At 71.2% G+C, this 24,008-nt stretch carries 25 protein-coding genes and 1 riboswitch; of the genes, 16 read left to right on the forward strand and 9 right to left on the reverse strand.

The window, feature by feature from the left end; genetic code table 11:
* Positions 1-325: 325 nt before the first annotated feature.
* A complete protein-coding gene (locus ACIGG8_RS00595; RefSeq protein ID WP_396544417.1) occupies positions 326-820 on the forward strand; it encodes a GNAT family N-acetyltransferase in 495 nt (164 codons plus the stop codon).
* A gap of 27 nt (positions 821-847) precedes the next feature.
* Here the strand turns inward: ACIGG8_RS00595 and ACIGG8_RS00600 are convergent, their stop codons facing one another.
* From ACIGG8_RS00600 to ACIGG8_RS00610, 3 genes are all read right to left on the reverse strand, one after another.
* On the reverse strand, positions 848-2,533 hold the full coding sequence (locus ACIGG8_RS00600) for an ArnT family glycosyltransferase (RefSeq protein ID WP_396544419.1): 1,686 nt from the start codon (positions 2,531-2,533) through the stop codon (positions 848-850).
* Between the two features lie 139 nt (positions 2,534-2,672).
* The gene (locus ACIGG8_RS00605) at positions 2,673-4,085 is read right to left on the reverse strand and encodes a LamG domain-containing protein (RefSeq protein WP_396544421.1); all 1,413 of its coding nucleotides are present in this window, start codon (positions 4,083-4,085) and stop codon (positions 2,673-2,675) included.
* A 94-nt stretch (positions 4,086-4,179) separates the two neighbouring features.
* Positions 4,180-5,403 (reverse strand): ricin-type beta-trefoil lectin domain protein, encoded by a 1,224-nt coding sequence (locus ACIGG8_RS00610; protein ID WP_396544423.1) that lies wholly within the window; start codon positions 5,401-5,403, stop codon positions 4,180-4,182.
* Positions 5,404-5,838: 435 nt separating this feature from the next.
* Here ACIGG8_RS00610 and ACIGG8_RS00615 point away from each other — a divergent pair, with 435 nt between their 5' ends.
* From ACIGG8_RS00615 to ACIGG8_RS00640, 6 genes are all read left to right on the forward strand, one after another.
* Positions 5,839-7,257 carry a glycosyltransferase family 2 protein gene (locus ACIGG8_RS00615; protein WP_396544735.1) on the forward strand — a complete coding sequence of 473 codons (1,419 nt, stop codon included), beginning with the start codon at positions 5,839-5,841 and terminating at the stop codon, positions 7,255-7,257.
* A 5-nt stretch (positions 7,258-7,262) separates the two neighbouring features.
* A complete protein-coding gene (locus tag ACIGG8_RS00620; protein WP_396544425.1) occupies positions 7,263-8,372 on the forward strand; it encodes a glycoside hydrolase family 26 protein in 1,110 nt (369 codons plus the stop codon).
* A complete protein-coding gene (locus ACIGG8_RS00625) occupies positions 8,369-10,249 on the forward strand; it encodes a glycosyltransferase family 39 protein (protein WP_396544427.1) in 1,881 nt (626 codons plus the stop codon). Before ACIGG8_RS00620 ends, ACIGG8_RS00625 begins: the two co-directional genes overlap by 4 nt.
* A gap of 62 nt (positions 10,250-10,311) precedes the next feature.
* Positions 10,312-10,455, forward strand: a riboswitch (cobalamin riboswitch).
* A 190-nt stretch (positions 10,456-10,645) separates the two neighbouring features.
* Positions 10,646-13,045, forward strand: a complete 2,400-nt coding sequence (locus ACIGG8_RS00630) for a ribonucleoside-diphosphate reductase subunit alpha (protein WP_396544737.1) — start codon at positions 10,646-10,648, stop codon at positions 13,043-13,045.
* A 20-nt stretch (positions 13,046-13,065) separates the two neighbouring features.
* A complete protein-coding gene (locus ACIGG8_RS00635; RefSeq protein WP_396544739.1) occupies positions 13,066-14,061 on the forward strand; it encodes a ribonucleotide-diphosphate reductase subunit beta in 996 nt (331 codons plus the stop codon).
* Between the two features lie 84 nt (positions 14,062-14,145).
* Positions 14,146-14,619 (forward strand): hypothetical protein, encoded by a 474-nt coding sequence (locus ACIGG8_RS00640; RefSeq protein ID WP_396544429.1) that lies wholly within the window; start codon positions 14,146-14,148, stop codon positions 14,617-14,619.
* A 53-nt stretch (positions 14,620-14,672) separates the two neighbouring features.
* Here ACIGG8_RS00640 and ACIGG8_RS00645 read toward each other — a convergent pair whose 3' ends face one another.
* Complete coding sequence (locus ACIGG8_RS00645; RefSeq protein ID WP_396544431.1) at positions 14,673-14,972, reverse strand: DUF397 domain-containing protein; 300 nt, start codon at positions 14,970-14,972, stop codon at positions 14,673-14,675.
* Between the two features lie 2 nt (positions 14,973-14,974).
* Positions 14,975-15,928 carry a helix-turn-helix domain-containing protein gene (locus ACIGG8_RS00650; RefSeq protein WP_396544433.1) on the reverse strand — a complete coding sequence of 318 codons (954 nt, stop codon included), beginning with the start codon at positions 15,926-15,928 and terminating at the stop codon, positions 14,975-14,977.
* 131 nt (positions 15,929-16,059) lie between these two features.
* On the opposite strand from ACIGG8_RS00650, the gene ACIGG8_RS00655 reads away from it, so the two are divergent.
* The 8 genes from ACIGG8_RS00655 (at position 16,060) to ACIGG8_RS00690 (ending at position 19,577) form a co-directional block, all read left to right on the forward strand.
* Entirely contained in the window at positions 16,060-16,497 is a 438-nt protein-coding gene (locus ACIGG8_RS00655; RefSeq protein WP_396544435.1) for an ATP-binding protein, read from the forward strand.
* Positions 16,494-16,766 (forward strand): hypothetical protein, encoded by a 273-nt coding sequence (locus tag ACIGG8_RS00660; protein WP_396544437.1) that lies wholly within the window; start codon positions 16,494-16,496, stop codon positions 16,764-16,766. Before ACIGG8_RS00655 ends, ACIGG8_RS00660 begins: the two co-directional genes overlap by 4 nt.
* Before the next feature lie 148 nt (positions 16,767-16,914).
* Complete coding sequence (locus ACIGG8_RS00665; RefSeq protein WP_396544439.1) at positions 16,915-17,118, forward strand: hypothetical protein; 204 nt, start codon at positions 16,915-16,917, stop codon at positions 17,116-17,118.
* Positions 17,102-17,638, forward strand: a complete 537-nt coding sequence (locus ACIGG8_RS00670) for a DUF6879 family protein (RefSeq protein WP_396544441.1) — start codon at positions 17,102-17,104, stop codon at positions 17,636-17,638. The genes ACIGG8_RS00665 and ACIGG8_RS00670 overlap by 17 nt, the downstream gene beginning before the upstream one ends.
* Positions 17,619-18,452: a helix-turn-helix domain-containing protein gene (locus ACIGG8_RS00675; RefSeq protein WP_396544442.1), complete on the forward strand. Its 834-nt coding sequence runs from the start codon at positions 17,619-17,621 to the stop codon at positions 18,450-18,452. The genes ACIGG8_RS00670 and ACIGG8_RS00675 overlap by 20 nt, the downstream gene beginning before the upstream one ends.
* 124 nt (positions 18,453-18,576) lie before the next feature.
* The gene (locus ACIGG8_RS00680; protein ID WP_396544444.1) at positions 18,577-18,750 is read left to right on the forward strand and encodes a hypothetical protein; all 174 of its coding nucleotides are present in this window, start codon (positions 18,577-18,579) and stop codon (positions 18,748-18,750) included.
* A 99-nt stretch (positions 18,751-18,849) separates the two neighbouring features.
* Entirely contained in the window at positions 18,850-19,095 is a 246-nt protein-coding gene (locus ACIGG8_RS00685) for a DUF397 domain-containing protein (RefSeq protein WP_396544446.1), read from the forward strand.
* Between the two features lie 77 nt (positions 19,096-19,172).
* Positions 19,173-19,577, forward strand: coding sequence for a hypothetical protein (locus ACIGG8_RS00690; RefSeq protein ID WP_396544448.1), 405 nt, complete (start codon positions 19,173-19,175; stop codon positions 19,575-19,577).
* Here ACIGG8_RS00690 and ACIGG8_RS00695 read toward each other — a convergent pair.
* Positions 19,571-20,308, reverse strand: a complete 738-nt coding sequence (locus tag ACIGG8_RS00695) for a hypothetical protein (RefSeq protein ID WP_396544450.1) — start codon at positions 20,306-20,308, stop codon at positions 19,571-19,573. The genes ACIGG8_RS00690 and ACIGG8_RS00695 overlap by 7 nt on opposite strands.
* A gap of 211 nt (positions 20,309-20,519) precedes the next feature.
* Here ACIGG8_RS00695 and ACIGG8_RS00700 point away from each other — a divergent pair, with 211 nt between their 5' ends.
* A complete protein-coding gene (locus ACIGG8_RS00700; protein WP_396544452.1) occupies positions 20,520-21,584 on the forward strand; it encodes a ferritin-like protein in 1,065 nt (354 codons plus the stop codon).
* A 67-nt stretch (positions 21,585-21,651) separates the two neighbouring features.
* On the opposite strand, the gene ACIGG8_RS00705 is transcribed toward ACIGG8_RS00700, so the two are convergent.
* The 3 genes from ACIGG8_RS00705 to ACIGG8_RS00715 form a co-directional block, all read right to left on the reverse strand.
* Positions 21,652-22,131 carry a flavodoxin family protein gene (locus ACIGG8_RS00705; protein ID WP_396544454.1) on the reverse strand — a complete coding sequence of 160 codons (480 nt, stop codon included), beginning with the start codon at positions 22,129-22,131 and terminating at the stop codon, positions 21,652-21,654.
* Positions 22,132-22,279: 148 nt separating this feature from the next.
* On the reverse strand, positions 22,280-22,921 hold the full coding sequence (gene def, locus ACIGG8_RS00710; protein ID WP_350523009.1) for a peptide deformylase: 642 nt from the start codon (positions 22,919-22,921) through the stop codon (positions 22,280-22,282).
* 53 nt (positions 22,922-22,974) lie between these two features.
* Entirely contained in the window at positions 22,975-23,967 is a 993-nt protein-coding gene (locus tag ACIGG8_RS00715; protein ID WP_350523010.1) for a hypothetical protein, read from the reverse strand.
* Positions 23,968-24,008: the final 41 nt, after the last annotated feature.

A 24,008-nucleotide genomic window follows, 5' to 3' on the forward strand; every position in this document is an offset into this window, starting at 1 on the left:
CGCCGCCGCGCCCGGCAAGAGTGGAGCGCATGGACAACGACACCATCGCCGGCGCACTCGCCCTGGCCGGAGCCGTCGGCGGCTTCGGCCTGCTCGGCGTCCTGATCGGCCGCGAAGTCTCCCGCGGCGCGGCGGCCGGCCGCGACAACCACCACCGCCCGGGCGGCTACCCGGCCGACCTCGCCCGGCCCGACCGGCTGTACGGCACCGCGCCCACCACCCCGCCGCACCCGCCGCACCTGTCCGCCCCTGCCTGCGCCCCGGCCGAGGCGGCCCGTTCGACCCCGGAGCGTTGCACCCCGGCCGGCTCCGGCACACTGGCCGCATGGACTACCTCATCCGCCCGGCCCTTCCGGAGGACCTCGAAGACGCCGGCCGCATCACCGTCGAGGCCTTCGTCGACGGCGGCTTCACCTCGCCCGGGAGCAGCTACGTCGAGCTCCTGCGCGACGCCGAGCGCCGGGCCCGGGAGGCCGAGCTCCTGGTCGCGGTCGACCCGGCCGAGGGACGGGTCCTCGGCTGCGTGACCTTCGCGGTCGGCGGCACCGAGTGGGCGGACATCGCCACCGAGCGCGAGGGCGAGATCCGGATGCTCGCCACCGACGCCGCCGCCCGCGGCCGGGGCGTCGGCGAGGCGCTGGTGCGCGCCTCCCTCGCCCGCACCCGCGAACTCGGCCTGGCCGGCATGGCGTTCTCCACCCGCCCGGAGATGACCGCCGCCCACCGCGTCTACGAGCGGGTCGGCTTCCGGCGCACCCCCGAGCGCGACTGGGCGCCGTACCCGGGAATGGACCTGATGGTCTACTCCCTGGCGTTCTGAGCGCCGGTCACGCCCGCGCGGCGCGGGTCACGGCTGCTTGTCGTAGCCGGGCGCCACGTAGACGGTGTACTGGCCGTGCGGGCCGCTCTTCACGACGGTGACCACCCGGTACCCGGCAGCCTTCAGCGTCGGCTGGATCGCCTTGTCGGTGGCCCCGGTCTGGGTGAAGTCCAGGACCACGACCTTCCACTCGTGCGCCTGGATGCCGGCCTGGATCGCGGGCACCCCGTTCTGCATCTCGCCGGTGGCCGGGTCGCGGCGGAACACCGCCACCAGGTCGTGCCACTGCTGCCAGTTGCTCTGCTTGCGCAGGTAGTACGCCGGGACGTTGTAATTCTCGACCAGGTACTTGTCCTCGCCCTTGACGATGTACGGCTCCAGCGCGGCGACGAACCCCTTCGAGTTCGACCACTCACCGTACATCTCCCGGCCCTGGGCGGCGCCCACCCAGGCCAGCGGGCCGACCACCAGCACGGCGGCCGCCACCCCGGCCACCAGGTGCAGGCGGCCCTTCAGCCACAGCACCGTGCGGGCCAGCACCAGGCCCGCCACGACGCAGGAGAACCAGGCCCCGAAGTCGACGTGCTTCTGCAGCGACAGCCAGGTGTGGATGCGGACCTGGTTCACCGGCGCCATCAGCCCGGCCAGCAGCAGCAGGACGGCCAGCCAGAACTCGGGCCAGGCCGCGCCGCCGCGCCGGCGCGCCCGCACCAGCTGCACCACCACGCCGATCAGCGCCACCACCAGCAGCGGGCCGACCCAGCGGGCGGCCTCCGAGGCCACGTAGGAGTACGAGTCGTGGCCGGGGGCGCGCTTGAGCGTGGTGTGGTTGAAGCCGTTGACGTAGCGCTCGCCGGCCGCCGCGGCCGCCGCCCCGACCGCCACCACGAAGGTGAACAGGACCAGCAGCCCGCGCCGCCAGGCCTCCCACGAGCGCAGCGACCCGCGCGGCCCGGCCAGCACCGCGATGCCCGCCACCACCGGGACCCACAGCAGCGCGGCGTACTTGGTGGCGCCGGCCAGCGCCAGCAGCAGACCGGAGGCGACCAGGCTCGGGTACCCGCCGCCGGTGGTCAGCCGCACCGCGAAGTACCCGGCCCAGGCGAGGATCGCGAGTGCCATCGCGTCGTAGGTGGCCAGGCCGCCCAGGAACTGGGTGGGGCCGAGCGCCACGAAGGCCGCCGCCGCGCAGAAGGCCGCGAGCGAGCCGTGCAGCCGCCGGGTCGCCAGGTGGACGGCCACGGTGGCGGAGAGCATGAACACCAGGCTCAGCAGCCGGGCGCCGTTCAGCCCGCCGACGAAGTCCGCGGCGGCCACCACGACCGGGTAGATCAGCGGGGAGCCGGAGAAGAAGGTCTCGTACGTCGACACCGGGGTGCCGTGCCGCAGGTGCGCGATCTCCTGGTAGCCCGCGTAGATGTAGGTGCCCTCGTCGATGAAGGCGGTGTTGCTGAGGATCAGGTGGTACGAGAGCGCGCCCTGGACCAGCAGCACGGCCAGCAGCGGCAGCCAGTCGGCCCGCAGCGCCGGGCGGGCCGGGTGCGGCAACCGGGGCGGGCCGGACTTGCGGCGGCGCCGGTCGGCCGGGGACGGCTGCGCCGGCGCGGCGGCCGCGCGGTCGCGCTCGCCGAGGGCCACCCCGCCCCGCCTGGCCCCGCCCAGGACGGGCTTGCGGGTGGACTCGGGCCGGATCCAGCGGCCGTCCGCGCTCATCAGTACTGCTCCTCATCTGGGCTTTCGCATCCGGACGCGCGCCGGCGGGCGCGCGCCCCGGGGCGCGCTTCGGCCGCCGCCCCCCACTGCCGGGGCGCGGCGGCCGGACGATCGGGGGGCCGGGCGGCCCCGGGCGGGCTCAGCCGCTGAGCCAGGCTCCGACCGGCGGGACGGACGGCGGCGAGCTCGGACCGGCGACGATCTTGACGATGTCGGCCTCGGGCAGCACCTGGCTCCAGAGCTGGATGTCGGCTACCGCGCCGTGCCAGGGGTCGGCCCACTGCGAGTTGGAGCTCAGCCGCCCCACCTGCAGGGAGTTGGTGCCGCTCGGCTGCACCCCGGCCGACTTGGCCGAGGACTGCGGAGCGCCGTTGACGTACAGGGTGAGCTGGCCCGTCGGGTCGTCGTACACGCCGGTCAGCAGCACCCACTGGTTGACCGTCGCGTCGCCCTTGGACCAGGCGATCGCCGAACCGCCGCCCGGCACCTGGACCTTGAAGTACCACTGGTCGTGCCCGTTGTTGTTGGCCCGGCCCAGCGAGTACGAGTAGTACTGGCCGTCACCCTGGCTGACCGCGCTGCGGTTGCCGTTGGGCAGGTCGACCAGCACCCGGGCGGAGACCGTGAAGCTCTTGTTCACGTCGACGATCGAGGTGGAGGTCGAGGCGAAGGAGTCCGGCCCGCTGGGCAGCCTGAGGACCTGTCCGGAGAACCCGGCCATCGTCCCCTGCTTGGCGTCGGCTCCGAGGTTCAGCGGCGCCTGGCCCGTCTTGGCGGGCAGGCTGCCGACGGTCGGCGGGCTGTCGATGCCCTTGACCGGCGGGGCGCTCGACGGGGTCGACGGGCCGGTCGAGACCGGGGCCGTCGGGCTCGCCGAGGTGGTGTTCTGCGCGGTCTTCTTGGTGTCCTTGGAATGCTGGTAGTACCAGAACCCGCCGCCACCGGCCGCCGCCACCACGACCACCGCGGTCAGCACGCCGACCAGCTTGAGCCGGCGGCCGCGCTTGGCGGCCTGCTCGTTCCGCTCGGCCAGCGCCTCCCAGTCCGGCGTGCCGGAGGAGCCGGCCGGCGGCGGGAAGCCGCCCTGCTGCTGCCACTGCGTCGCGGGCTGCGTGGGCTGCGCCGGCTGCGCGGCCGACGGGAAGGCCTGCGGGCCGGGCTGCGGCGCGGGCGGCTGCGGGACGGCCTGGGGCTGCTGCTGGACGGGCGGCTGCGGCAGGGGCGGCTGCGGCGCGGGCGGCTGCTGGACGGGCGGCTGCGCCTGCGGCGGCGCCACCGGGCCCGGCTGCACCGGACCGGGCACCACCGGGGCCGGCCCGCCGCCCGGCTGCGGCACCGGCGGCACCGGCTGCGGGAACGGATGGGGCGTCACCTGCTGGGGCTGCTGCGCAGGCACGCCGGGCGGCGGCCCGTAGCCGGACGCGGGGCCGAAGGCACCGCTCGGAGACTGCGGTGGCACACCGGTGGCCGGAGCGGCCCCCCCGGCCGGTGCCTGCTGCGGTGGCGTGGGCGGCTGGCCCGGCTCGCCACTCGGTACCGGTCGATCGCTCATGGCCGGAATGCTAGGGCATCCGCCCCGACACGCCCATGGGGGGTGCGCGGACGGAACGTCAGTGCCGTTCCGTCCCCGGTCGCGCGGCGCCCCGTCACGCAACCCCGTTGTACGGCAGCTTCCAGCGCTGCGAGACGGTGTCCGCGCACGACCGCAGGAGCACCGGCGTGCCGTCCGCGAGCGCACCGCCCGCGGTGCCGAGGCACAGGCCCGAGTCCGGGTGCCGCAGTCGCTGCCCCGGGGCGGCCACCCAGCGCTGCGCGGAGCCGCCGGTGCACTCGGCCAGCGTCACGGACGTGCGGTCGGCGGTCGGCGCCAGGCAGGCCGCTCCGCCGCGCAGCGAGCCGTCGTTGCCCACCGTCCAGCCGGTCGAGACGCCCGGATCGCCGCAGGTCCCGACGGTCACCGGGGTGCCCGCGAGCCCGCCGCCGCCGTGCCGCAGGCAGATCCCGGGCGCCCCCGCCGGGACCTCCCCGGCCGGCAGGCCGACCCGGTTGTGGAAGGCGAAGGACTCGCTGCGCAGGCCGGTGCCGCCGCTCCACACCTCGAAGCCCGCCTGCACCCGGCACAGGTAGGAGCCCTTGGGGACGTACCCGCGGGCCATCGCGTCGGCGGTGAACAGCCGCAGGTTGAGGCCGCGGGTGGTGTGGGTCGGCGCCGTGCGCACGTAGCTGATGACGCTGTGCGGGCCGGTGATCGGCGCCTGGTAGACGTGGTAGCTCGCGTCCCCGAACTGCTGGGAGTCCGCGACCTTGTCGCCGGCCGGGCGCACGCTGTCGGTGGCGTCCAGCCAGACCATCAGCTCGGCGCTCTCCCCCGGCAGGCAGTTGTCCGGGGTGGAGCCGTACCAGAGGTCGAAGGAGAGGTTGAAGGAGCCGCTGACCCGGCCGTTGGCGTCCCAGTCGGCGGTCGCGTCGCCCAACGCGCTGACCGGGACGGGCAGTCCGCTCGCGCCCGGGGCGGTGGAGACGTTGGGGTAGGCGCCCGGGGCGAGCGGGTTCTTCGGGACGAAGTCGCGGATCTGGCCCACCGTGAACCCGCTGTCCCCGACCGGGTCCACGCAGACCGTGCCCGCGGTGTTCCACGGGTTCGGTTCGAGGACCTTCGACCCGCCGTCCATCGCCAGCTTGGGGAAGGGCTCCTGCACGGTCGAGCAGAGGCCGGACCCGGCCGCCGCGGTCGTCGCGGTGACGGCCGGCGGCTGTTCCACCGCCCCGACCTCGCCGCTGCACCCGGCCAGCAGCGCCGCGACCGCGCCGAACGCCGCCGCCCGCAGACCCCGCGCCACGCGTCCGGCCGAGCCGCCCTCGATGATCATCACTCTTCCCCGAACCGTCCTCACCCGCTGGGCGGACACCGTACACAAGCGCTCCACCCGCACTTCCGTTCACATCACGATCGGAGCTCGATATCGGTTCCGGGTCGCCGACCGAAGAGGGGGGAGAGAACTCACAGCAACCGGTCCCGTACGATCCTGGCGTCCCCCCGCGAACCGACCGACAACGGCCGCCGCGCGGGGAAGGTTCAGACTCAACACGGCTTCGGGGGAGTAGAGCACGTGACTGTCACCGAGGGCACGCGACTCGCGGGCAGCGGTCAAACGCCCGTCTCACGACGCCGGAGCCGACGGGACCCGGCCGCCCGCAACCAGTGGGGCCTGCTCCCCCAACCCCCGGACAACACCGAGAAGTACCTGTACGCGCGCACCAACCTCTGGGTGCTGACCTGCTTCTCCGTCATCAGCTTCGGCTGCATGGTGGCCAGCGAGATCGGTCTGCTCAGCGCGACGCCCTGGTTCTTCGTGTTCGTCCCGCCGCTCGCCTTCACCATCGCCTACTACCTGATCTCCCGGTGGGTGCACGGCTTCAACCAGACCTTCGACCTCGCCGCGCACCGCGCCCTGGTCAAGTCCTGGCAGCCGGAGCGCCATCCGACCGTCGACGTCTTCCTGCCCGTCGCCGGCGAGCCGATCGAGGTGCTGCACAACACCTGGACACACGTCGCCCGGCTGCGCGACCACTACCCGGGCGAGGTCACCCCGTACGTCCTCGACGACAGCAACAGCCCGCAACTCGCGCAGATGGCCGTCGACTTCGGGTTCGTCTACGGCACCCGGAACAAGCTCGGCTGGTTCAAGAAGGCCGGCAACCTGCAGTTCGGCTTCCGCAACTCCGACAGCGACTACATCCTCATCCTGGACGCCGACTTCGCGCCCCGGCCGGACCTGCTGAACGAGATGCTCCCCTACATGGAGGCCGACCCCCGCCTCGGCATCGTCCAGTCCCCGCAGTTCTTCCGCATCCTGGACTCGCAGAACTGGATCGAGCGCGGCGCGGGCGCCGTCCAGGAGCTGTTCTACCGGACGGTGCAGGTCTCCCGGCAGCGCAACGACGGCGCCATCTGCGTCGGCAGCTGCGCGGTCTACCGGCGCGCCGCGCTGGAGGAGAACGGCGGCACCACGCTGATCGGCCACTCCGAGGACGTGCACACCGGCTTCGACCTGCGCCGCCTCGGCTGGGACCTGCAGTACATACCCGTGGCGCTCGCCACCGGTGTCTGCCCGGACAACGTCGGCGGCTTCTTCAACCAGCAGTACCGCTGGTGCACCGGCTCGATGAGCCTGCTCGGCAGCAAGAAGTTCTGGACCACCAAGCTCCGGCCGGTCACCCGCGCCTGCTACCTCTCCGGGTTCTTCTACTACATCCACACCGCGCTGTTCACCGTCGTCTCGCCGCTCATCCCGATCGTCCTGCTGCTCGCCCGGCCCGACCTGATCCGCTGGCAGAACACCGCGCTGGTGCTGCCCGGACTGCTCTACGCGACGGTCGTCTTCCCGCTCTGGCACCGCAACCCCTACCGGCTGGAGGCCTGGGCCGCCCGTATGATGTACGGCTGGGCGCACGTCTTCGCCATCTGGGACATCGTGCGCCGCAACCGGATGGCCTGGCAGCCGACCGGCTCCAGCGGCGCCAAGAAGAACAAGACCCGCCGCTTCTGGATCGCCGTCATCGCCTGGGGCGGCGGAACGGCCCTGCTCTGGGTGTTCCTGAGCATCTGGCGGATGCTCACCATGGGCCCGCTGAACTTCGCCCTCGTCCTCGCCTCCGGCCTGTTCTACGCCACCATCGTGGGCCGGGTCCTCGTCCAGCCGCGCCCCACGGAAGCAGTGTGATCGCCATGACCGCACACCCCCGAGGGGCCGGTCGGCTCCGTCGCCGGCTGGCGCTCCCGGTGCTGACGGCCGGCCTGCTGCTCCTCACCGCCTGCGGCCCGGAGGACCCGGGCTTCGCGATGCAGAAGGGCTTCGCCCCGCCCGCCCCGGCCGCCACCACCGCCCCGGGCCAGGCGGCCGGCGGCACCGCGGCCGCGCCCGGTGCCGCCTCCGCCCCCACCGGGGCCGCCAATCCCAAGGCCCTGCCGGCCGGCGTCCCGTACGACGTCACGCCGCTGCTCAAGCCCGGCCTCAAGTACCTCGGCGCCGCCCTGCCCGACGTCCCCGCCTCGATGGACGCGCTGGGCCCCTACAGCGCCACGATCGGCAAGCAGCCCAACGTCCTGGAGTACTACGCCCACTGGAAGGGCGGCTTCGACACCGCCGGCGTGCGGCGGATCTACGAGGCCGGGGCGCTGCCCTACATGGCCTGGGAGCCGTACGACCACTCGCTCGCCTCGATCGCGGCCGGGGACACCGACGACTACGTGCGCGGCGTCGCCAAGGCCGTCGCCAAGCTCAACCTGCCGATCGCCGTCAGCATCGCCCACGAGATGAACGGCGACTGGTACCCGTGGGGCCGCCAGGCCTCCAGCCCGGCGGACTTCGTCGCCGCCTGGCGCCACGTCCACGACATCTTCGACCAGGCCGGCGCGACCAACGTGATCTGGGTGTGGAGCCCCAACATCACCGACCCCGCGCCCAACACCCGCCTGGCGCCGTACTACCCCGGCGACACCTACGTCGACTGGGCCGGTATGACCGGCTACTTCACCAAGAGCGGGCCGAAGACCTTCGAGACCCTGTACGGGCCGACCATGGCCGAGATCCGCACCTTCTCCAAGAAGCCCTTCTTCATCAGCGAGACCGCCTCCGAGCAGGGCAAGCGCCAACGCGCCGACATCGACCAGCTGTTCTCCGGGCTGGAGGCGCACGACGACATCGTCGGCTTCGTCTGGTTCAACATCGTCAAGCGGGCGGACTGGCGGGTCGAGGCGGTCCCGGACACCCTCGCCGCCTTCAAGCAGCGCGTGTCCGACCCCCGCTACGGCTTCGACATCCGGAACCCCCGATGAGCACTGACTCCGACTTCAACCCGTTCGCCCCCATCCCGCGCCGCCGCGCGCCGAAGGGCGACGCACCGCCCGGCGGCGCCGTGCCCGACGGGCCCGCGCCCGACGGCAGCGCGCCCGACGGCAGCCGGCAGGGCGGCACCGCGCCCGACGGGCCCACGCCCGAGCGCGCCACGCCCGAGCGCACCGCGCCCGCCGGCACCGCGACCGGCCGCGCCGCCCGTCGCCGGGCCGCGGGGTCGGAGCCGACCGTCCCCGGGCCCCGCACGGACACCGCCGCGCCGACCGCAGCACCGGCCACCGCGGCGACCGCGACCGCCGTGGCCAACCCCGACGGCATCGAGCTGGCCCCGTACACGATCCCGCAGGTCCCCGCGATCGGCTGGGACCCGGGCACCAGCCCGCGCCGCCGCTGGATCGCCCGCGGCCTGCTCGGCGCCGTCCTGGCCGTCCAGGCCGCGCTCTCGCTGCGCCTGCTCGCCGCCGCGCACCCCGACGAGGCCGCCGCGATGGTCGCCGGCCGTCGGCAGCTCGCCCACCTGATGCACGGCACCCCGGTCGCCACCGACCTGGTCGACCGGATCAACGGCTCGCCCTGGCTCTACCCGCCGCTGGCGGGCGCGGCCGCCGACGCCAACGGCATCTGGGGCACCCGGCTGCTCAGCCTCGGCTTCGCGCTGGCCACCACCGTGCTGCTGTACTCGCTGACCCGGAGGCTGTTCAACGAGCGGGTCGCGATCTGCGCGATAGCCGTCTACGCCGTCCTGCAGTCCACCGTCGTGGTCGGCTTCTACGCCGCCCCCGAGTCCCTCGCCGTGCTGCTGGTCGCCCTCGCGGCCTGGGCCACGGTGTTCACCTCACGGCGACATCCGGCGCTGATCCTGACCGCCGCCCCGGCGGCGGCGCTCGCCTGCGCCGTCGCGTACTCCGCGGCTTTCGCCGTGCCCGCCCTGGTCGGCCTCGCGCTGGCCACCGCCCGTCCGCACCGCCGGTTCGGCCCGGCCGCCCTGCGCGCCCTGCTGCTGGCCGCCGGCACCGTCGTCCTGCTGCTGCCGTACGGCACGCTGGGCGAGCTCGCCGGGTGGTCGCCCTCACACGGCAACGCCCCCGGCTCGGCCCGCGCCGTCCTGCTCTCCACCGTCCAGTGGAGCGGCCTGTTCACCGTCCTCGCGGTGGCCGGCACGATCGCGTACGCGCGCCGCGAACAGATGAACGAGCACGACGCGCCCGAGAAGGAGGCCGTTCCCACCTCGCGCGGCCACCGCGCCCTGCTCGGCACCGTGCTGACCGCCACCGCCCTGCTCGTCCCGGCCGCGCACGTGTGGACCGGCACCTCCGGGGCGCTGTTCCGCCACCTCGCCTACGGCATGCTGCTGGCCGCCCCGCTCGCCGGGGTAGGCCTGACCCGGCTGGTCGGCGCCCACTTCCGCCACCCCCAGCTCGGCATCCTGGTGTGGGTCGCGCTGCTCGCCCTCGGCCTGGAACAGTCCGCCCTGCGGTACCAGAACGGACCCGACTCCGGCCGCCTGCTGGCCGTCCTGCGGTCCCACGCGGTGCCCCAGGGGCGCTACCTCACCGAGGTCGACGGACTCGCCGAGTACTACCTCGGCGCGGTCAGCAAGCCCGAGCAGTGGGTCTCCGCGCGCACCGGCACGGAGTACCGCGACGCGGCCGGCGTGCAGCACCACGGGGACGACGGGAGCGTCGCCGCGATCCGCGACGGCTGGTACACGATGGTCGTCCTCGACAGCACCGCGCCGCGCGCCACCGACCGCGCCCTGAGCGCCGCGCTGGCGGCCGGCGGGCAGTACCGACTGGTGGCGCAATTCACTTCGCCGACCGGCGATTCGAGCACGTACAAGGTCTATCTCAAGCACTGACCGGCCGGCGGGCCCGCCCACGCGGGCGACACGACAGGCACAACATATGGTGCCGCCGCAGAGCAGCGGCACTACATGTATGCTCGCTTCTGCTGTCGATGCAGGGGAACCCGGTGCGAATCCGGGACTGCCCCGCAGCGGTGTGCGGGCGGCTGGAGCAGCTGTCCCCGCGAGTCCGAGTACCTGCCGGCGGCGTGCGCCACGGCCCTCCCGCAGAGGCCGCGCCAGCACCAAGCACCACCCCTCCGGGCCTCGCGGGCGGGCCGGGGAGACACCGTCGCGCGACGCCGTTTGCGTTCGTGCCGTGCTCCCCTGCCCCGACCGGCCCGAGGCTCCGATCACCGCCGCCGATCGCCGCCAGGAGAGAGCGCCTTGACCACCGCTGCCTCAGCCACCCTGCCCGCCCAGGGCTCCGGTACCGCCTTCATCGACCCGAAGGTCTCCGACCCCGGCGGCGCCCTGCTGCGGCTGCTCACCGACCGCAGTGTCGACCTCCCCGAGGTCGACCCCGGCCATGTCGCCGCCGCTGCGCTGCGCGGCCGCCACGCCGGCTCGGACTTCGCCGAGCTGCGCGGGCTGGCCGTGGACGCCGCCGCGTCGATGATCGCCGAGGACCCGCAGTACTCGAAGCTCGCCGCCCGCCTGCTCGCGCTGGAGATCGTCGACGAGGCGAACAGCCAGGGCGCCACGTCCTTCTCCGCCTCGATCGCCGTCGGCCACGCCGAGGGCCTGATCGGCGACACCACCGCGGACTTCGTCGCCAAGCACGCCGCCGCGCTGGACGCCCTGATCGACGCCGCGGGCGACGACCGCTTCGAGTACTTCGGCCTGCGCACCGTGCAGTCCCGCTACCTGCTGCGCCACCCGATCACCCGCAAGGTGGTCGAGACCCCGCAGCACTTCCTGCTCCGCGTCGCCTGTGGCCTGGCGGTCGGCGACAACGAGCAGTCGGTGCGCGAGGTGGCCGAGCTGTACGGCCTGATGAGCCGCCTGGAGTACCTCACCTCCTCGCCGACGCTCTTCAACTCCGGCACCCGCCACCCGCAGATGTCGAGCTGCTACCTGCTCGACTCCCCGCTGGACAACCTGGACTCGATCTACAACCGCTACGCGCAGATCGCCCGCCTGTCCAAGCACGCCGGCGGCATCGGCCTGTCCTACTCGCGCATCCGCTCGCGCGGCAGCCTGATCCGCGGCACCAACGGCAAGTCCAACGGCATCGTGCCGTTCCTGCGCACCCTCGACTCCTCGGTCGCCGCCGTCAACCAGGGCGGCCGCCGCAAGGGCGCCGCGTGCGTCTACCTGGAGACCTGGCACGCCGACATCGAGGAGTTCCTGGAGCTCCGCGACAACACCGGCGAGGAAGCCCGCCGCACCCACAACCTCAACCTGGCGCACTGGATCCCGGACGAGTTCATGCGCCGGGTCAACGCCAACGCGGACTGGTCGCTGTTCTCCCCGGCCGACGTGCCCGAGCTCGTCGACCTGTGGGGCGAGGAGTTCGACGAGGCCTACCGCAAGGCCGAGCAGGCCGGCAAGGCCGTCCGCACCATCCCGGCGCAGACCCTCTACGCCCGCATGATGCGCACCCTGGCGCAGACCGGCAACGGCTGGATGACCTTCAAGGACGCCTCCAACCGCGCCGCCAACCAGACCGCGCTGCCGGGCCGCACGGTGCACTCCTCCAACCTGTGCACCGAGATCCTGGAGGTCACGGACGACTCCGAGACCGCCGTCTGCAACCTGGGTTCGGTCAACCTCGGTGCGCACGTGGCCGTCGGCGCCTCCGCGGACGACCTGCTCGGCGCGATGGACTGGGAGCGCCTCGACGCCACCGTCCGCACCGCCGTCACCTTCCTCGACCGCGTGGTGGACATCAACTTCTACCCGACCACCGAGGCCGGGACGTCCAACTCCCGCTGGCGCCCGGTCGGCCTCGGCGTGATGGGCCTCCAGGACGTCTTCTTCAAGCTGCGGATCGACTTCGACTCCGCGCAGGCCGCGCGGCTGTCCACGCTCATCGCCGAGCGCATCATGCTCACCGCGTACGAGCGCTCCGCCGACCTGGCCGAGCAGCTGGGCCGCCACGAGGCGTACGGCGAGACCCGCGCCGCCCGCGGCGAGCTGCACATCGACCACTTCCCGACGGCCGCCCAGCAGTGGGCCGACCGCTGGACCGCGCTGCGCGCCCGGATCGCCGAGACCGGCCTGCGCAACTCGCTGCTGCTGGCCATCGCGCCGACCGCGACCATCGCGTCCATCGCCGGCGTGTACGAGTGCATCGAGCCGCAGGTGTCCAACCTGTTCAAGCGCGAGACGCTCAGCGGCGAGTTCCTCCAGGTCAACCCGTACCTGGTGCGCGAGCTCAAGGAGCTCGGCGTCTGGGACCAGCAGACCCGCGACTCGCTGCGCGACGCCAACGGCTCCGTCCAGGAGCTGAACTGGCTGCCGGCCGAGGTCCGTTCGCTCTACCGGACGGCCTGGGAGCTGCCGCAGCGCGCGCTGATCGACCTGGCCGCGGCCCGCATGCCGTACCTGGACCAGAGCCAGTCGCTGAACCTGTTCATGGCGGCGCCGACCATCGGCAAGCTGAGCTCGATGTACGCCTACGCGTGGAAGGTGGGCCTGAAGACCACCTACTACCTGCGCTCGCGTCCCGCGACCCGCATCGCCCAGGCCGCCTCCGGTGCCGCCCGCAGCGCCGTGCCGGTCCCCGCCCCCACCATGACCCAGGCCGAGCAGGACGCCATCGCCTGCTCCCTGGAGAACCCCGAGTCCTGCGAGGCCTGCCAGTGAGCACCCCCGACGACCGCAAGATGCTGCTCGACCCCGGCTTCGAGCTGACCCTGCGCCCGATGCGCTACCCGTCGTTCTACGACCGGTACCGGGACGCGATCAAGAACACCTGGACCGTGGAGGAGGTGGACCTGCACTCCGACGTCGCCGACCTCGCCAAGCTGAGCGAGGGCGAGCGGCACATGATCGGCCGGCTGGTCGCCTTCTTCGCGACCGGTGACTCCATCGTCGCGAACAACGTGGTGCTGAGCCTCTACAAGCACATCAACTCCCCGGAGGCGCGCCTGTACCTGTCGCGCCAGCTGTTCGAGGAGGCCGTGCACGTCCAGTTCTACCTGACGCTGCTGGACACCTACCTTCCGGACCCGGAGGACCGCAACGCGGCCTTCGCCGCGGTGGAGAACATCCCCTCCATCCACCAGAAGGCGCAGTTCTGCTTCAAGTACATGAACGCGGTCGACCACATCGACTCGCTGCAGACGAAGGAGGACAGGCGGGCGTTCCTGCTCAACCTGATCTGCTTCGCGGCGTGCGTCGAGGGCCTGTTCTTCTACGGCGCGTTCGCGTACGTGTACTGGTTCCGGTCGCGCGGTCTGCTGCACGGCCTGGCCACGGGTACCAACTGGGTGTTCCGCGACGAGTCCATGCACATGGACTTCGCGTTCTCCGTGGTGGACACCGTCCGCGAGGAGGAGCCCGACCTCTTCGACGACGAGATGGCCAAGCAGGTCACGGAGATGCTGGAGGAGGCCGTCGAGGCCGAGCTCCAGTTCGCCCAGGACCTGTGCGGTGAGGGCCTGCCCGGCATGAACACCGCCTCGATGCGGGAGTACCTGCAGGCGGTGGCCGACCAGCGCCTGGCGCGTCTGGGTCTGCCGATCCGCTACGGGTCGACCAACCCGTTCGGCTTCATGGAGCTGCAGAACGTCCAGGAGCTGACCAACTTCTTCGAGCGGCGCGTGTCGGCGTACCAGGTCGCGGTCGAGGGTTCGGTCTCCTTCGACGACGACTTCTAAGTCGACAACAACGTTCAGCGAACAGCGGAGCTGCCGTCACGGCAGCTCCGCTGTCGGTTCTCGGTGTTCGGGGGATAGCCAGGAATGTCCAAGCTCCAACAGCGCGTGATCAACGGCCCGTTCGGGCCGATACAGGTCAGTCATGACCGCTGGCCGTCCGTCGTGGCCCGGGTGCAGGGGGTGGGGATGCCCACCGTCACGGTGGTGCCCGACCGCGACCACGGCGCCATGAACGTCAACGGCCAGAACGTGCCGATCGGGCGGAAGTCGCGCACCCGCACGGCCGTGGTGGGCGACCGCACCTACGAGCTGAGGTCGACCAGCCTCCGCCGGGCGGAGCTGCGCCGCAACGGGGTGCGCATAGCGGATGCCCGCGGCTCGTACCGGGCGTATGCGCCAGGAAGCACGATTCCCGGCCTGAGCGCCCGGATCACCTGGTCCCACGGCATCGACCCCACGGATGTGGCGGTCGCCCAGTCCATGGTCCTCGCCTTCGGCGCCGGTGGTCCAGGAGCGGTCCTGAGGACCGTGTTCTTCTGGGTCGACAACTTCAGCTGAGAGCAGGATGCTGCCCCGCACGGCCACAGCCCGTGCGGGGCAGCACTGTTGATTCAGTCGGTCGGAAACTCGCCGGACTTGACCCCGGCGAGGAAGGAAGACCAGGCATCGGCCGGAAAGACCAGAGCCGGCCCGCCAGGATCCTTGGAGTCCCGGACAGCCATTGTCGCCGGCCTGACCTGCGTCTCAACGCAGTTCCCGCCTTGCCCGCTGTATGTGCTCTTGTGCCAGTCAAGTCCGGGAACCGCAAGGACTGCCGCCACCTCGACGCAGTCACTCTGGGCGCCTGAGTAGGAGGACTTGCGCCACTCAAGTCCGGCGGCCGAAGCTGACGGCAGGAACATGCTCACCATTTCTAGATCTTGTCCTTTGCGCGCTCGATGAGTTCGATCGATTCGGTGCGCGGCAGCGACTCAGCCAGGGCGCGGCGGAACAGGTCGGTGTATTTGAACACTTCCTCCGGTTCCTCGATGTAGAGCGTGCTGAGAAGGCTGTCGACGTACACCACGTCCGTCTCCGTCGCCTCCGGGAAGCTCAAGATGGCGACAGGACCGAACAGTGCAGCGTGGACGTCTGATTCCTCCGGCAGGACCTGGATGTTGATGTTCGGCTGCTCCGCGCTCGCCACCAGGGATTCGAGCTGGTCCCGCATGACCGCCCGGCCACCGATCCGATGCTTCAGCACGGACTCGGAAAGGACGACCCACATGCGGAGCGGCGCCTCACGCGTCAGTACCGCTCGCCGTTCCTGGCGAACCTTCGTGAGCCTCTCGACCTGCTCCGACGTCGCATCCTCTATCTGCGCGCGGACCACCGCACGCGTGTAGTCCTCGGTTTGGAGCAGCCCCGGCACCAGGAAGGTCTGGATGCTGTACATGTCCGACGCGTCGGACTCCAGCGCAATGAAGTCGGCATACAGCGGCGACAGCGTGTCCGAGTACCGGTCCCACCATCCGCGCAAGCGGCCTTCACGCGACAGTGCCTCCAGCCGGCTCCGCGTCGCCGGGTCTCTCACCCCGTACAGGTCGAGCAGCAGCCGAAGATCCACCAGCCGAATCCCAGACTGCGCGGCTTCGATTCGGCTGATCTTGCTCTCGGCGCACTCAAGACGCCGGGCCGAGTGAGCGATCGTCAGGTTCGCATCCGTCCGCAGCTCCTTGAGAGTTCGAGCCAGACGGCGCTGCCGAACTGTCGGGTTCCGGTTCACGGGCAATGTCGCGACCTCCTCACTTCCGTGATCTGCCAGTCTGCCCCTCTCCGTCGGCTGACAACAATCTTTGATCACTTCCAAAGTGGGGACTTGCACCATGGAAGCTCCCAGGAGCATGCTACTCAACGTAGTCCGCCAGGAGACACACCGTGATCATGGCGGGCTTCACCCGGGCATTCCCATGCCTTCTTCAGCTGCTGTCACCCGCACACTCCAGAGGTGGCCCCGCCATGCCTGAAACCGTCTCCCCCGCCCCCGTCGAGCAGACCTGCTGGCTGCCCCGGCACCGCAAGTCCCCCCGCGCCGCCCGTCAGGAGCTGCGGGACTTCCTCCGCCCCCACCCCTCGGGCGAACCCCTGCTCCCCACCGGTGAGTTGCTGGTCAGCGAGCTGGTCACCAACGCCGTCCAGCACGCCCGGACGCCGCGCGGGCGCCTGATCTTCATCCGCTTCCGCCTCTCCCCCGACGACGACACCCTCCGCATCGAGGTGCACGACGCCGACAGCGAGAAACCGTCCCTCCGTGACACCACCACCGCCGACGAGAGCGGCCGAGGTCTGCTCCTCGTGCACGAGTTGGCCACCCAGTGGGGCTGCTGCCCGCGCGCCGGCGGCATCGGGAAGTTCGTCTGGTGCCACGTCTCCGCCCCCGCCGAGGCCGCCGCGTGAGCACCGTCCGGGCCGAGATCTCGGGCATCATGCTGCCCACGGTCTTCCCCAGCCTCGACCACGCCCTCCCCGTCCTGTGGGAGCGCGTCCGCAACCTGCCGATCCGCGAGGCCCACCGGGACCTCATCCGGATCTGCATCGGCCCGGGCGGCGGCGAGGGCGTCGCCCGCCGCCTACACCAGGACGGCAGCTGGAGCATCACCCTCTACGTCGGCGAGATGACCGACTGGACCGCCCACCCGATCACCATCACCACCGACCGCCCCTGAACTCCCCCGCCCCGCCCCGGCATCCACGCCGGGGCGGGGCGGGCACAACCCACCAGACCGATTTCTCGTTCTCGAAAGATCGAGTTCTTGACCTGGCACACCAGGAGTCGCGAGCATCGAACGAGAAGCCAAGGGGGAGGAAACAGCCGTGAAGCTGACCGAACTAGACAGCTCCTGCGACAACGGGCCGTGCCCGACGATCTACGCCACTGACACCGGGGATCTGGTCGTACAGGGCTTCCGGGTGGATGACGAGGAAGCCTTGGCCACGATGCAGCTACCGGACACCGAAACAGCCGTACGAATCCCGATCGATCTCCTGGTGAGGGTTACCCGTGACCATCTCTCCTAACGCCTTCGGCGCACTCTTCGACGACTTCCAGTGGGAAGCGTTCCGGCTGGAGACGCTGGACGACTACAGCAAGTCCGGCAGCGTCGACGCCTACCAGGCGTTCCTGACCGGGAAGCCGAAGCCCACCGACTACAACGCCAGGTGGCTGGCGCAGGTCCAACGGAACATCGACGCCGGCCGCCGGATGTACCGGGTCCACATTCTCACCCGACCTCTCACGCCTTATCTCCAATTCGAACTGGGCTGGGGGTACCAGACCAACGCCACGGCGGGCGAAGAGTTCTTCATCCTCGACATCACGGACAGGCCGAACCCTCTCGAAGGCGTTCCCGACTTCTGGATGTTCGATGAGTCGGCGACCGTTTCGATGGCTTACGACGATGAGGGGGCATTCCTCGGAGCTGAGGAAGAGTCCGAGGTTGAGAAATGGATTCGGTGGCGAGACGCGGCTCTGAGCCACGCCGAGCCGTTCACCGACTGGTGGGCGCGGCACGGCATTAATGAGAGGGAACATCGGTAGCACGCTGCGGGAGCTGCGAAAGGCCAGTGGGAAAGAGGCCAAAGCAGTCGCCCGCAGCGCTGCCATGTCCCCATCCAAGCTGAGCCGCATCGAAACGGGGAAGATCGCCCCGACAGCAATGGACGTGGACCGCATCCTCACAGCCATCGGGGTATCCGATGAAGTCCGGGCCGGCCTGGTCGAGACAGCCCGTCGAGAAGTTACCGAGGCCACGGCCTGGCGCCTGTGCCGTCGCAGCGGGTTCCACCTGCACCAGGAGGCCATCCGGGCCGTGGAAGCCGAGACGGTCGTTCAACGGGTCTTCCAGCCGTCCTGCATCCCCGGCTTGTGTCAGACGCCGGAGTACGTCCGGGCGATCCTCAGCACAAAGGGCCTGACAGAGGAAGTGCTGTCACGGACCATCGGCGCTCGACTCCAGCGCCAAGCCGTACTCTTCGAGCCCGCCAAGTCGTTTCGCCACCTGATCACCGAATCGGTGCTGCGGTGGCGGCTTACCTCCCCTCCCGAGATGGCTGTTCAGCTTGACCGGCTCATCGCCCTGTCCCGCCTCCCGAACGTCTGGATTGGCGTCGTACCGCTCTCGATTCCCATGATCGAAGTACCCTCCTCATCGTTCGTTGTCTATGATAATCGATTGGTGATTGTCGAGATCCCCCATTCCGAGATCACCACCAGTGAACCGAAGGATGTGGAGCTATACCGGGAACGGTTCCACCGATTCGAACTTACGGCTCTTGCCGGAAACACCATGCGAGAAATGGTTGGGGCGATCCGCGACGAGTTCTTGCGGGAACAGGAAATCGTGCAGGAATAGCACCGAATCCCGCGTAACTTGGTGGCTCACCGAAACGATCCGCGAGTCACGGGAGCCTTCCATGCCCGCTGCCGGTTCCGCGCAGCCGACCACGCCCAATCGTCGCCGCACGCACACGGAACTCATGGATCGGATCGACAACAACCCGATCCGGAAGGACCTCACCAGCGGCGGCCTGGTCGAGATCGTCGGCGCCGAGAACGGCCGGGCTCTGGTCCGGCCGCTGTTCGATCCGGACGCCCCGCCCCGTCAGGTGCCGGTCAACCAGCTCACCACGCGCATCAGCCTCTGGGGCTGACTGCTCTTCCACGAGCCCTTTCCCCTTGAATCTCCCGCCCGACTCCTGGGCGGAGCGGGGCCGTTCCGCGCCCCGAAGCGATACCGGAAGGTGCAGGCAATGACCGATCACAACCTGTACGAACTCGACCTCTCGCAGATCGAGTTCAACCGTGCGTGCGGTGGCAACCAGGGCGGAGGTGACGACGGCTCCGAGACCTGCGTGACCCTCGGTGCCGTGCCCGACGCCCCGGGTGTCTTCGCCCTCGGCGACAGCAAGCGGCCCGACCGTGAACCGCTGCTGTTCACGGCCCAGGAACTGACCGAGGCCGGGATCGACCCGGCGCGGTTCGGCCTGTCGGTCTGACGTCCCCCGACAGTCCCGGCCGCCCGCAGTCCCGTGCGGGCGGCCGGGGCCCCCAACCCCTGCGAGGAGGAGCGCGCTTGCATTTCCACGGCTACGAGTGGGCCGGTGACGGCCGGCTGCTGGCGCGGGAGTCGGAGCGCCGACCGGTCGAGGCCGCACGGTTCGGCCTCTCGGAGCTGCCGCCGATGATGACGGGCTGGTGGCTGCTGCGGCCGCCCTCCCAGGTCCGGGGCACCTGGGACACAGCAGCAGGCGCAGCCGACTGGCTCGCGGAGCGCTACGAGCAGCACTCGCCCGGCGGCGACCCCTGGCTCCCGACCGCCACGCGCCGCCGGTTCGCCCTCGACCAACTCGCCCGGGCCTCCGACGTGGTCTGGTCCCGCTGGGTGTCCGACATCCGGTGGTCGGGCCACTACGTGATCGTGTGCCCCAATAGCACCTGGCCGGGCCTCTCCTGCCCGACCGACCGGCTCGCTCAGTAGTTCATGGTGTAGGTCCAGTCACCCCGCAGGGCAGCACACATCCCGTCGAGTGCCTGCCGGTTGAAGGCCCGGACGCAGAGCCAGCCCAGTTCGACGTCGGGGTCCGTCCGGTCGACGCAGACCAGCACCTCCGGTCCCGCGTACCACCGGCGGCCGTCCTCCGCCGGCCCTTCCTCGAAGGGCGGCAGCGGGGTGAACTCCCGCTCCACGTGGTCGATGTCGCCGGGCGCCGCTTCCCGACGCATCCCGCCCATGTCGTCGCAGAGGAGGTTCCCGTTCAGCACCGACTCCACGAAAGCCGCGGAGAAGCGGTCGGCCATCGGCTCCCACTCCGCCTCCACCGGGTCGCCCGGGGTCGCGTCGGTCACCAGTGGCGGGTCGTCACCGCCGGCCTGGTCGAGCCGGATTCCGACCGCCCAGTACCAGTACCGCTCGGCCATGAAGATGAGGATCCCGTCCTCCACCTCCACGTCCTCCAGCGGGATCCACTGTTCCTGGCCGCCGAACAGGTCGAAGCGCCGCCCGAACCTCCCGTATGCCTCACGCAGCGCCCCGGGCAGCGGCAGGCCGAGGCGCTGCTCGGCCGCGGCGAGCTCTTCCTCCGTGCAGCCGTGCGCCTCCTCGACCGGTGCTCCGAGGTGTGCGGCGAACCGTTCGACGAACCGCCAGGCGGCGGCCGGGCCCGCGAGCGAGGCGGACAGCTCGGCCGGAAGATCGAATGTCGTGGACACCCCGGTACGGTACCCGGGCGCCACGACACCGCCCGGGCCGGGCGGCGGCGGCGGCCGATGATCTTGTCCATCACCCTAGGCGTGCCCCCTGACAGCTCCCCCGCCCCGCCCGTCCGGATGAACTCCCGGGCCACACCGGCCTCCCACGCATGCGGACGACCGGGCCCCGGCTACGTTCCGCGCACAGCCGCACGACGAAAGGGGCCCACCCGTGCCGACGACCGGAATCCTGGACTACGAGAGCGACGCGATCGTCCAGCTCATGAGCATGGCCGAGGAGGACTGGACGGAGCACGAGCTCAAGGACGCCCTCCAGCGGGCGATCATGCTGGAGCTCTCCACCATCCCGCCCTACGCCACCGCCCTCTGGTCGATCACCGATCAGGACAACAGCAAGCCGGTCCGCCACACCATCCGCGAGATCGTCTTCGACGAGATGTCGCACTTCGGCCTGGTCTGCAACATGCTCACCAGCATCGGCGGCACGGTCGTCCTCAAGGACCCGCTCACCGTCCCCAAGTACCCGGGCGAGCTGCCGGGCGGGGTCAACCCGGGCCTGGAGGTCTTCCTCAGCGGGCTGAGCCGGGAGTCGGCCACGCTCTTCTCCGACATCGAGAAGCCCGAGAACCCGCTCGCCTTCGCCGCCGACGGCAACACGATCGGCGCCTTCTACCAGCGCATCGCCAACGTCTTCCCGAAGTTCGCCCACCTGCTGACCGGGCAGAACCAGGTGACCTTCCCGCTCGGGGCGATCGGCCACGGCGCCGGCAACGACATCGTCGCGATGAACACCATCGACGACGTGCTGAAGGCGATCGACGTCATCCGGACCCAGGGCGAGGGCACCGACGCCTCCCCGGACAACCCCTTCCACGGCGCGCCCGGTGAACTCGCCCACTACTACGCCTTCAAGGAGATCGCCGTCGGCAAGAAGCTCGTGAAGAACCCGGCGACGGGGAGGTTCGAGTTCACCGGCCCCGACATCCCGCTCCCGGGCGTCGCACCGGTCCCCCGGGTCCCGGCCGGCGGCTGGGTCAACTCCCCCGGCAACGAGCCCGACCGGACCACCGCCGCCGTGCTGAACGACTTCAACACCGCCTACAGCGACATGCTGCGCGCCCTCGAAGCGGCCTGGGGCGGCAACGCGGACTCGCTCTCCGACGCGATCGGCCACATGAACGATCTGGGTGACTTCGCACGGCAGTTGAACGCCATCAAACTGCCCGCCAACCCCCAAGCCGTCTACGGGCCGGAGTGGATCTTCATCCCGAAGTAGCCCGAACCGACTCGAACCTGCTCCGGAGGGCCGGTGCGCCCCGATCCGCCCGCACCGGCCCTCCGTCTCACCTCCCGCCGCCTTCGAGGCCCCGGGCCCCCAGCCCCTCGGCGAACGCCCGCGCCGCCGCCAGGTCCTCCGCGCCCGGCCGCGCCTTGTTGAGGCCGCCGACGAGCCTGAACGGGAGCCAGGTGTCGAAGCCCCGGCAGGAGAAGGCGTCGGCCACCTCGAAGCCCTTCTGTTCCAGGGCCCGTACGAGCGGACGCGTGAAGGGCCGGACCGGCAGTTCCGGCAGCCCGCTGGTGGCGAACACGAACGCCCTGCCCCGCTGCCCCCGCGGAACCGACCGGACGAAGTCACGCAGCCGGGGGTGGAACCGGCCGGTGAAGATCCCCGAGCCGAACCCCACCAGGTCGTAGCCGGCCAGCTCCGCCGGATCGACCTGCTCGGGCTCGACGACCGGGGCCGACAGCACCCGGCCCATGGTCTCGGCGATCCTCCGGGTGTTGCCGTGGGACACGGACGCGCACACGATGACGGCCCTCATGACGGATCTCCTTCGCTCGGTCACTCACTCGGTCACTCCCGCCGGGTAGACCGGACGCGGCACGAGGACGTGACATCCCGCGGCCGGGAACGCCCGAAGGCCGGTGCGGACAGGTCCGCACCGGCCTTCGACAATGAGCGTTCCGCCGTTACGCGTTCGGCACGGTCGCGTACTTCGGCGTGCCCTCGGCCATCTGCTTCAGGGCGTCCTTGCGGTCGCGCTTCGACAGCTTGTCGATGTAGAGGGTGCCGTACAGGTGGTCGGTCTCGTGCTGCAGGCAACGGGCGAAGAAGCCGGTGCCCTCGACGCGGATCGGCTTGCCGTCCTTGTCGACGCCGGTCACGGCGGCGAAGTCCGGGCGCGGCAGCTCGGCGTACGCGGTGGGGACGGACAGGCAGCCCTCGTTGCCGTCGTCGAGGACCCGGCGCCGGTCGGCCGGGTACTCCTCCAGCTTGGGGTTGATCACGTGGCCGATGTGGCGCACGCCCTCGTCGTCCGGGCAGTCGTAGACGAAGACCTTGAGGTCCACGCCGATCTGGTTGGCGGCGAGGCCGACGCCCTCGGCGGCGTACATCGACTGGAACATGTCGTCGATCAGCGCGGAGAGCTCGTCGTCGAAGGCGGTGACGTCCTTGACCTCGCGGTGCAGGACGGGGTTGCCGACGACGGTGATCGGACGGGCGGTGCCCTTGCCGAGGTCGGGCTCCTCACCGATCACCTTCACGGGAGCCTCGGGCGCCGCCCCCTCCACGTCGTGCTCGTGCTCGTGCTGCTCGGCCTGCTCCGCCATGTCTTCCGCTTCCATAGGTCCTACGCGTACCTCACCAGGGTACTCAGCGGGTCTCAGCAGACCTCTTCGAGATCCCGGTACGCCCGGGTCCCCGGGGAGGCCGCGACCCAGCGGTCCAGCAGGGTGCGCACCAGGTGGGCGGGTGCGGCGATCCCGCACTCGCGCTCGACCAGCCAGGACATCCCGGCGGCGCCGCCCTGGCTGAGGTGGCTGAGGTGGCCGGGGTGCGCGGCGTCGCCGTCGTCGTGCGGGTCGTGGTGGGCCGCGACGCCGTCGTCGGAGGCCATCCGGCTCTCCGAGCAGGCGCGGCAGAGCAGCCGTACCGACGAGGTCCAGTCCTCGGCGGCGTAGCCGGCGTCGGCGACCAGCCGCTCCAGTGCGTCGCGGTCCCCGGCGGTGGCGGCCTGCAGCAGCACCACGTAGGTCGGCACCGGGGAGGGGGCCCAGAGCTCGATCTCGTCGAACACCGGGTAGGCGACGCCGTCGGTGACCCGCTCGCCGTGCGGGGCGCCGTCGTGCAGCACCACCTCGCCCCAGCGGCGGCCGGAGGAGGGCAGCGGGATGGAGAGGACCTCGATCCGGGCCGGGTCGAGGCGGCGGCCCCAGACCACCTCGGACTCGCCGTCCGGGGAGAGCCGCACGGGGGTGGTGCCGAGGTCCAGGCTGACCGGGCCGTCGGGCTGACCACCGGGGCCGCCGGACAGCTTGAGCCCGTACGCCTGCCAGGCGCGGCGGGCCAGCGGCCAGTCCTGCAGGGCGGTGGCGGTGATGCCGAGGTTCCACCAGTCGGGGGCGCCGTGTTCGCGGTCCAGCAGGGCGACGGCGCGCAGGCCGGCCGAGCGGGCCTGCTCCCAGTCGCGGCGGAACTTGTGCAGGAGGGCGAGGTTGAACCACGAGTCGGAGAGCCAGGGCTCCAGGTCGGCGGCCATCACCAGCAGCGCGCCGGCGTCCTCGTAGCGACCGTCGCCGATCAGCGTGAAGGCCCGGTCGGTCGTCTGCCGCCAGGTGGCGGACGGCCGGTGCCGTGCCCGGTGGAAGATCCTCACGTTCGTCCCTGCCGTCGTCGTCCGCTCAAGTCCCGTGCCAC

It is taken from the genome of Kitasatospora sp. NPDC085464 (assembly GCF_044541955.1).
Classification (GTDB): Bacteria; Actinomycetota; Actinomycetes; order Streptomycetales; family Streptomycetaceae; genus Kitasatospora.

Excerpts from the sequence above, each read along its gene's own strand:
- ACIGG8_RS00595 (WP_396544417.1), top strand. The coding sequence starts at position 326 with ATGGACTACCTCATCCGCCCGGCCCTTCCGGAGGACCTCGAAGACGCC.
- ACIGG8_RS00600 (WP_396544419.1), bottom strand. The coding sequence starts at position 2,533 with ATGAGCGCGGACGGCCGCTGGATCCGGCCCGAGTCCACCCGCAAGCCC.
- ACIGG8_RS00605 (WP_396544421.1), bottom strand. The coding sequence starts at position 4,085 with ATGAGCGATCGACCGGTACCGAGTGGCGAGCCGGGCCAGCCGCCCACG.
- ACIGG8_RS00610 (WP_396544423.1), bottom strand. The coding sequence starts at position 5,403 with ATGATCATCGAGGGCGGCTCGGCCGGACGCGTGGCGCGGGGTCTGCGG.
- ACIGG8_RS00615 (WP_396544735.1), top strand. The coding sequence starts at position 5,839 with ATGGTGGCCAGCGAGATCGGTCTGCTCAGCGCGACGCCCTGGTTCTTC.
- ACIGG8_RS00620 (WP_396544425.1), top strand. The coding sequence starts at position 7,263 with ATGACCGCACACCCCCGAGGGGCCGGTCGGCTCCGTCGCCGGCTGGCG.
- ACIGG8_RS00625 (WP_396544427.1), top strand. The coding sequence starts at position 8,369 with ATGAGCACTGACTCCGACTTCAACCCGTTCGCCCCCATCCCGCGCCGC.
- ACIGG8_RS00635 (WP_396544739.1), top strand. The coding sequence starts at position 13,066 with ATGCTGCTCGACCCCGGCTTCGAGCTGACCCTGCGCCCGATGCGCTAC.
- ACIGG8_RS00640 (WP_396544429.1), top strand. The coding sequence starts at position 14,146 with ATGTCCAAGCTCCAACAGCGCGTGATCAACGGCCCGTTCGGGCCGATA.
- ACIGG8_RS00645 (WP_396544431.1), bottom strand. The coding sequence starts at position 14,972 with ATGGTGAGCATGTTCCTGCCGTCAGCTTCGGCCGCCGGACTTGAGTGG.
- ACIGG8_RS00650 (WP_396544433.1), bottom strand. The coding sequence starts at position 15,928 with ATGGTGCAAGTCCCCACTTTGGAAGTGATCAAAGATTGTTGTCAGCCG.
- ACIGG8_RS00655 (WP_396544435.1), top strand. The coding sequence starts at position 16,060 with ATGCCTGAAACCGTCTCCCCCGCCCCCGTCGAGCAGACCTGCTGGCTG.
- ACIGG8_RS00675 (WP_396544442.1), top strand. The coding sequence starts at position 17,619 with ATGAGAGGGAACATCGGTAGCACGCTGCGGGAGCTGCGAAAGGCCAGT.
- ACIGG8_RS00680 (WP_396544444.1), top strand. The coding sequence starts at position 18,577 with ATGGATCGGATCGACAACAACCCGATCCGGAAGGACCTCACCAGCGGC.
- ACIGG8_RS00685 (WP_396544446.1), top strand. The coding sequence starts at position 18,850 with ATGACCGATCACAACCTGTACGAACTCGACCTCTCGCAGATCGAGTTC.
- ACIGG8_RS00705 (WP_396544454.1), bottom strand. The coding sequence starts at position 22,131 with ATGAGGGCCGTCATCGTGTGCGCGTCCGTGTCCCACGGCAACACCCGG.
- def (WP_350523009.1), bottom strand. The coding sequence starts at position 22,921 with ATGGCGGAGCAGGCCGAGCAGCACGAGCACGAGCACGACGTGGAGGGG.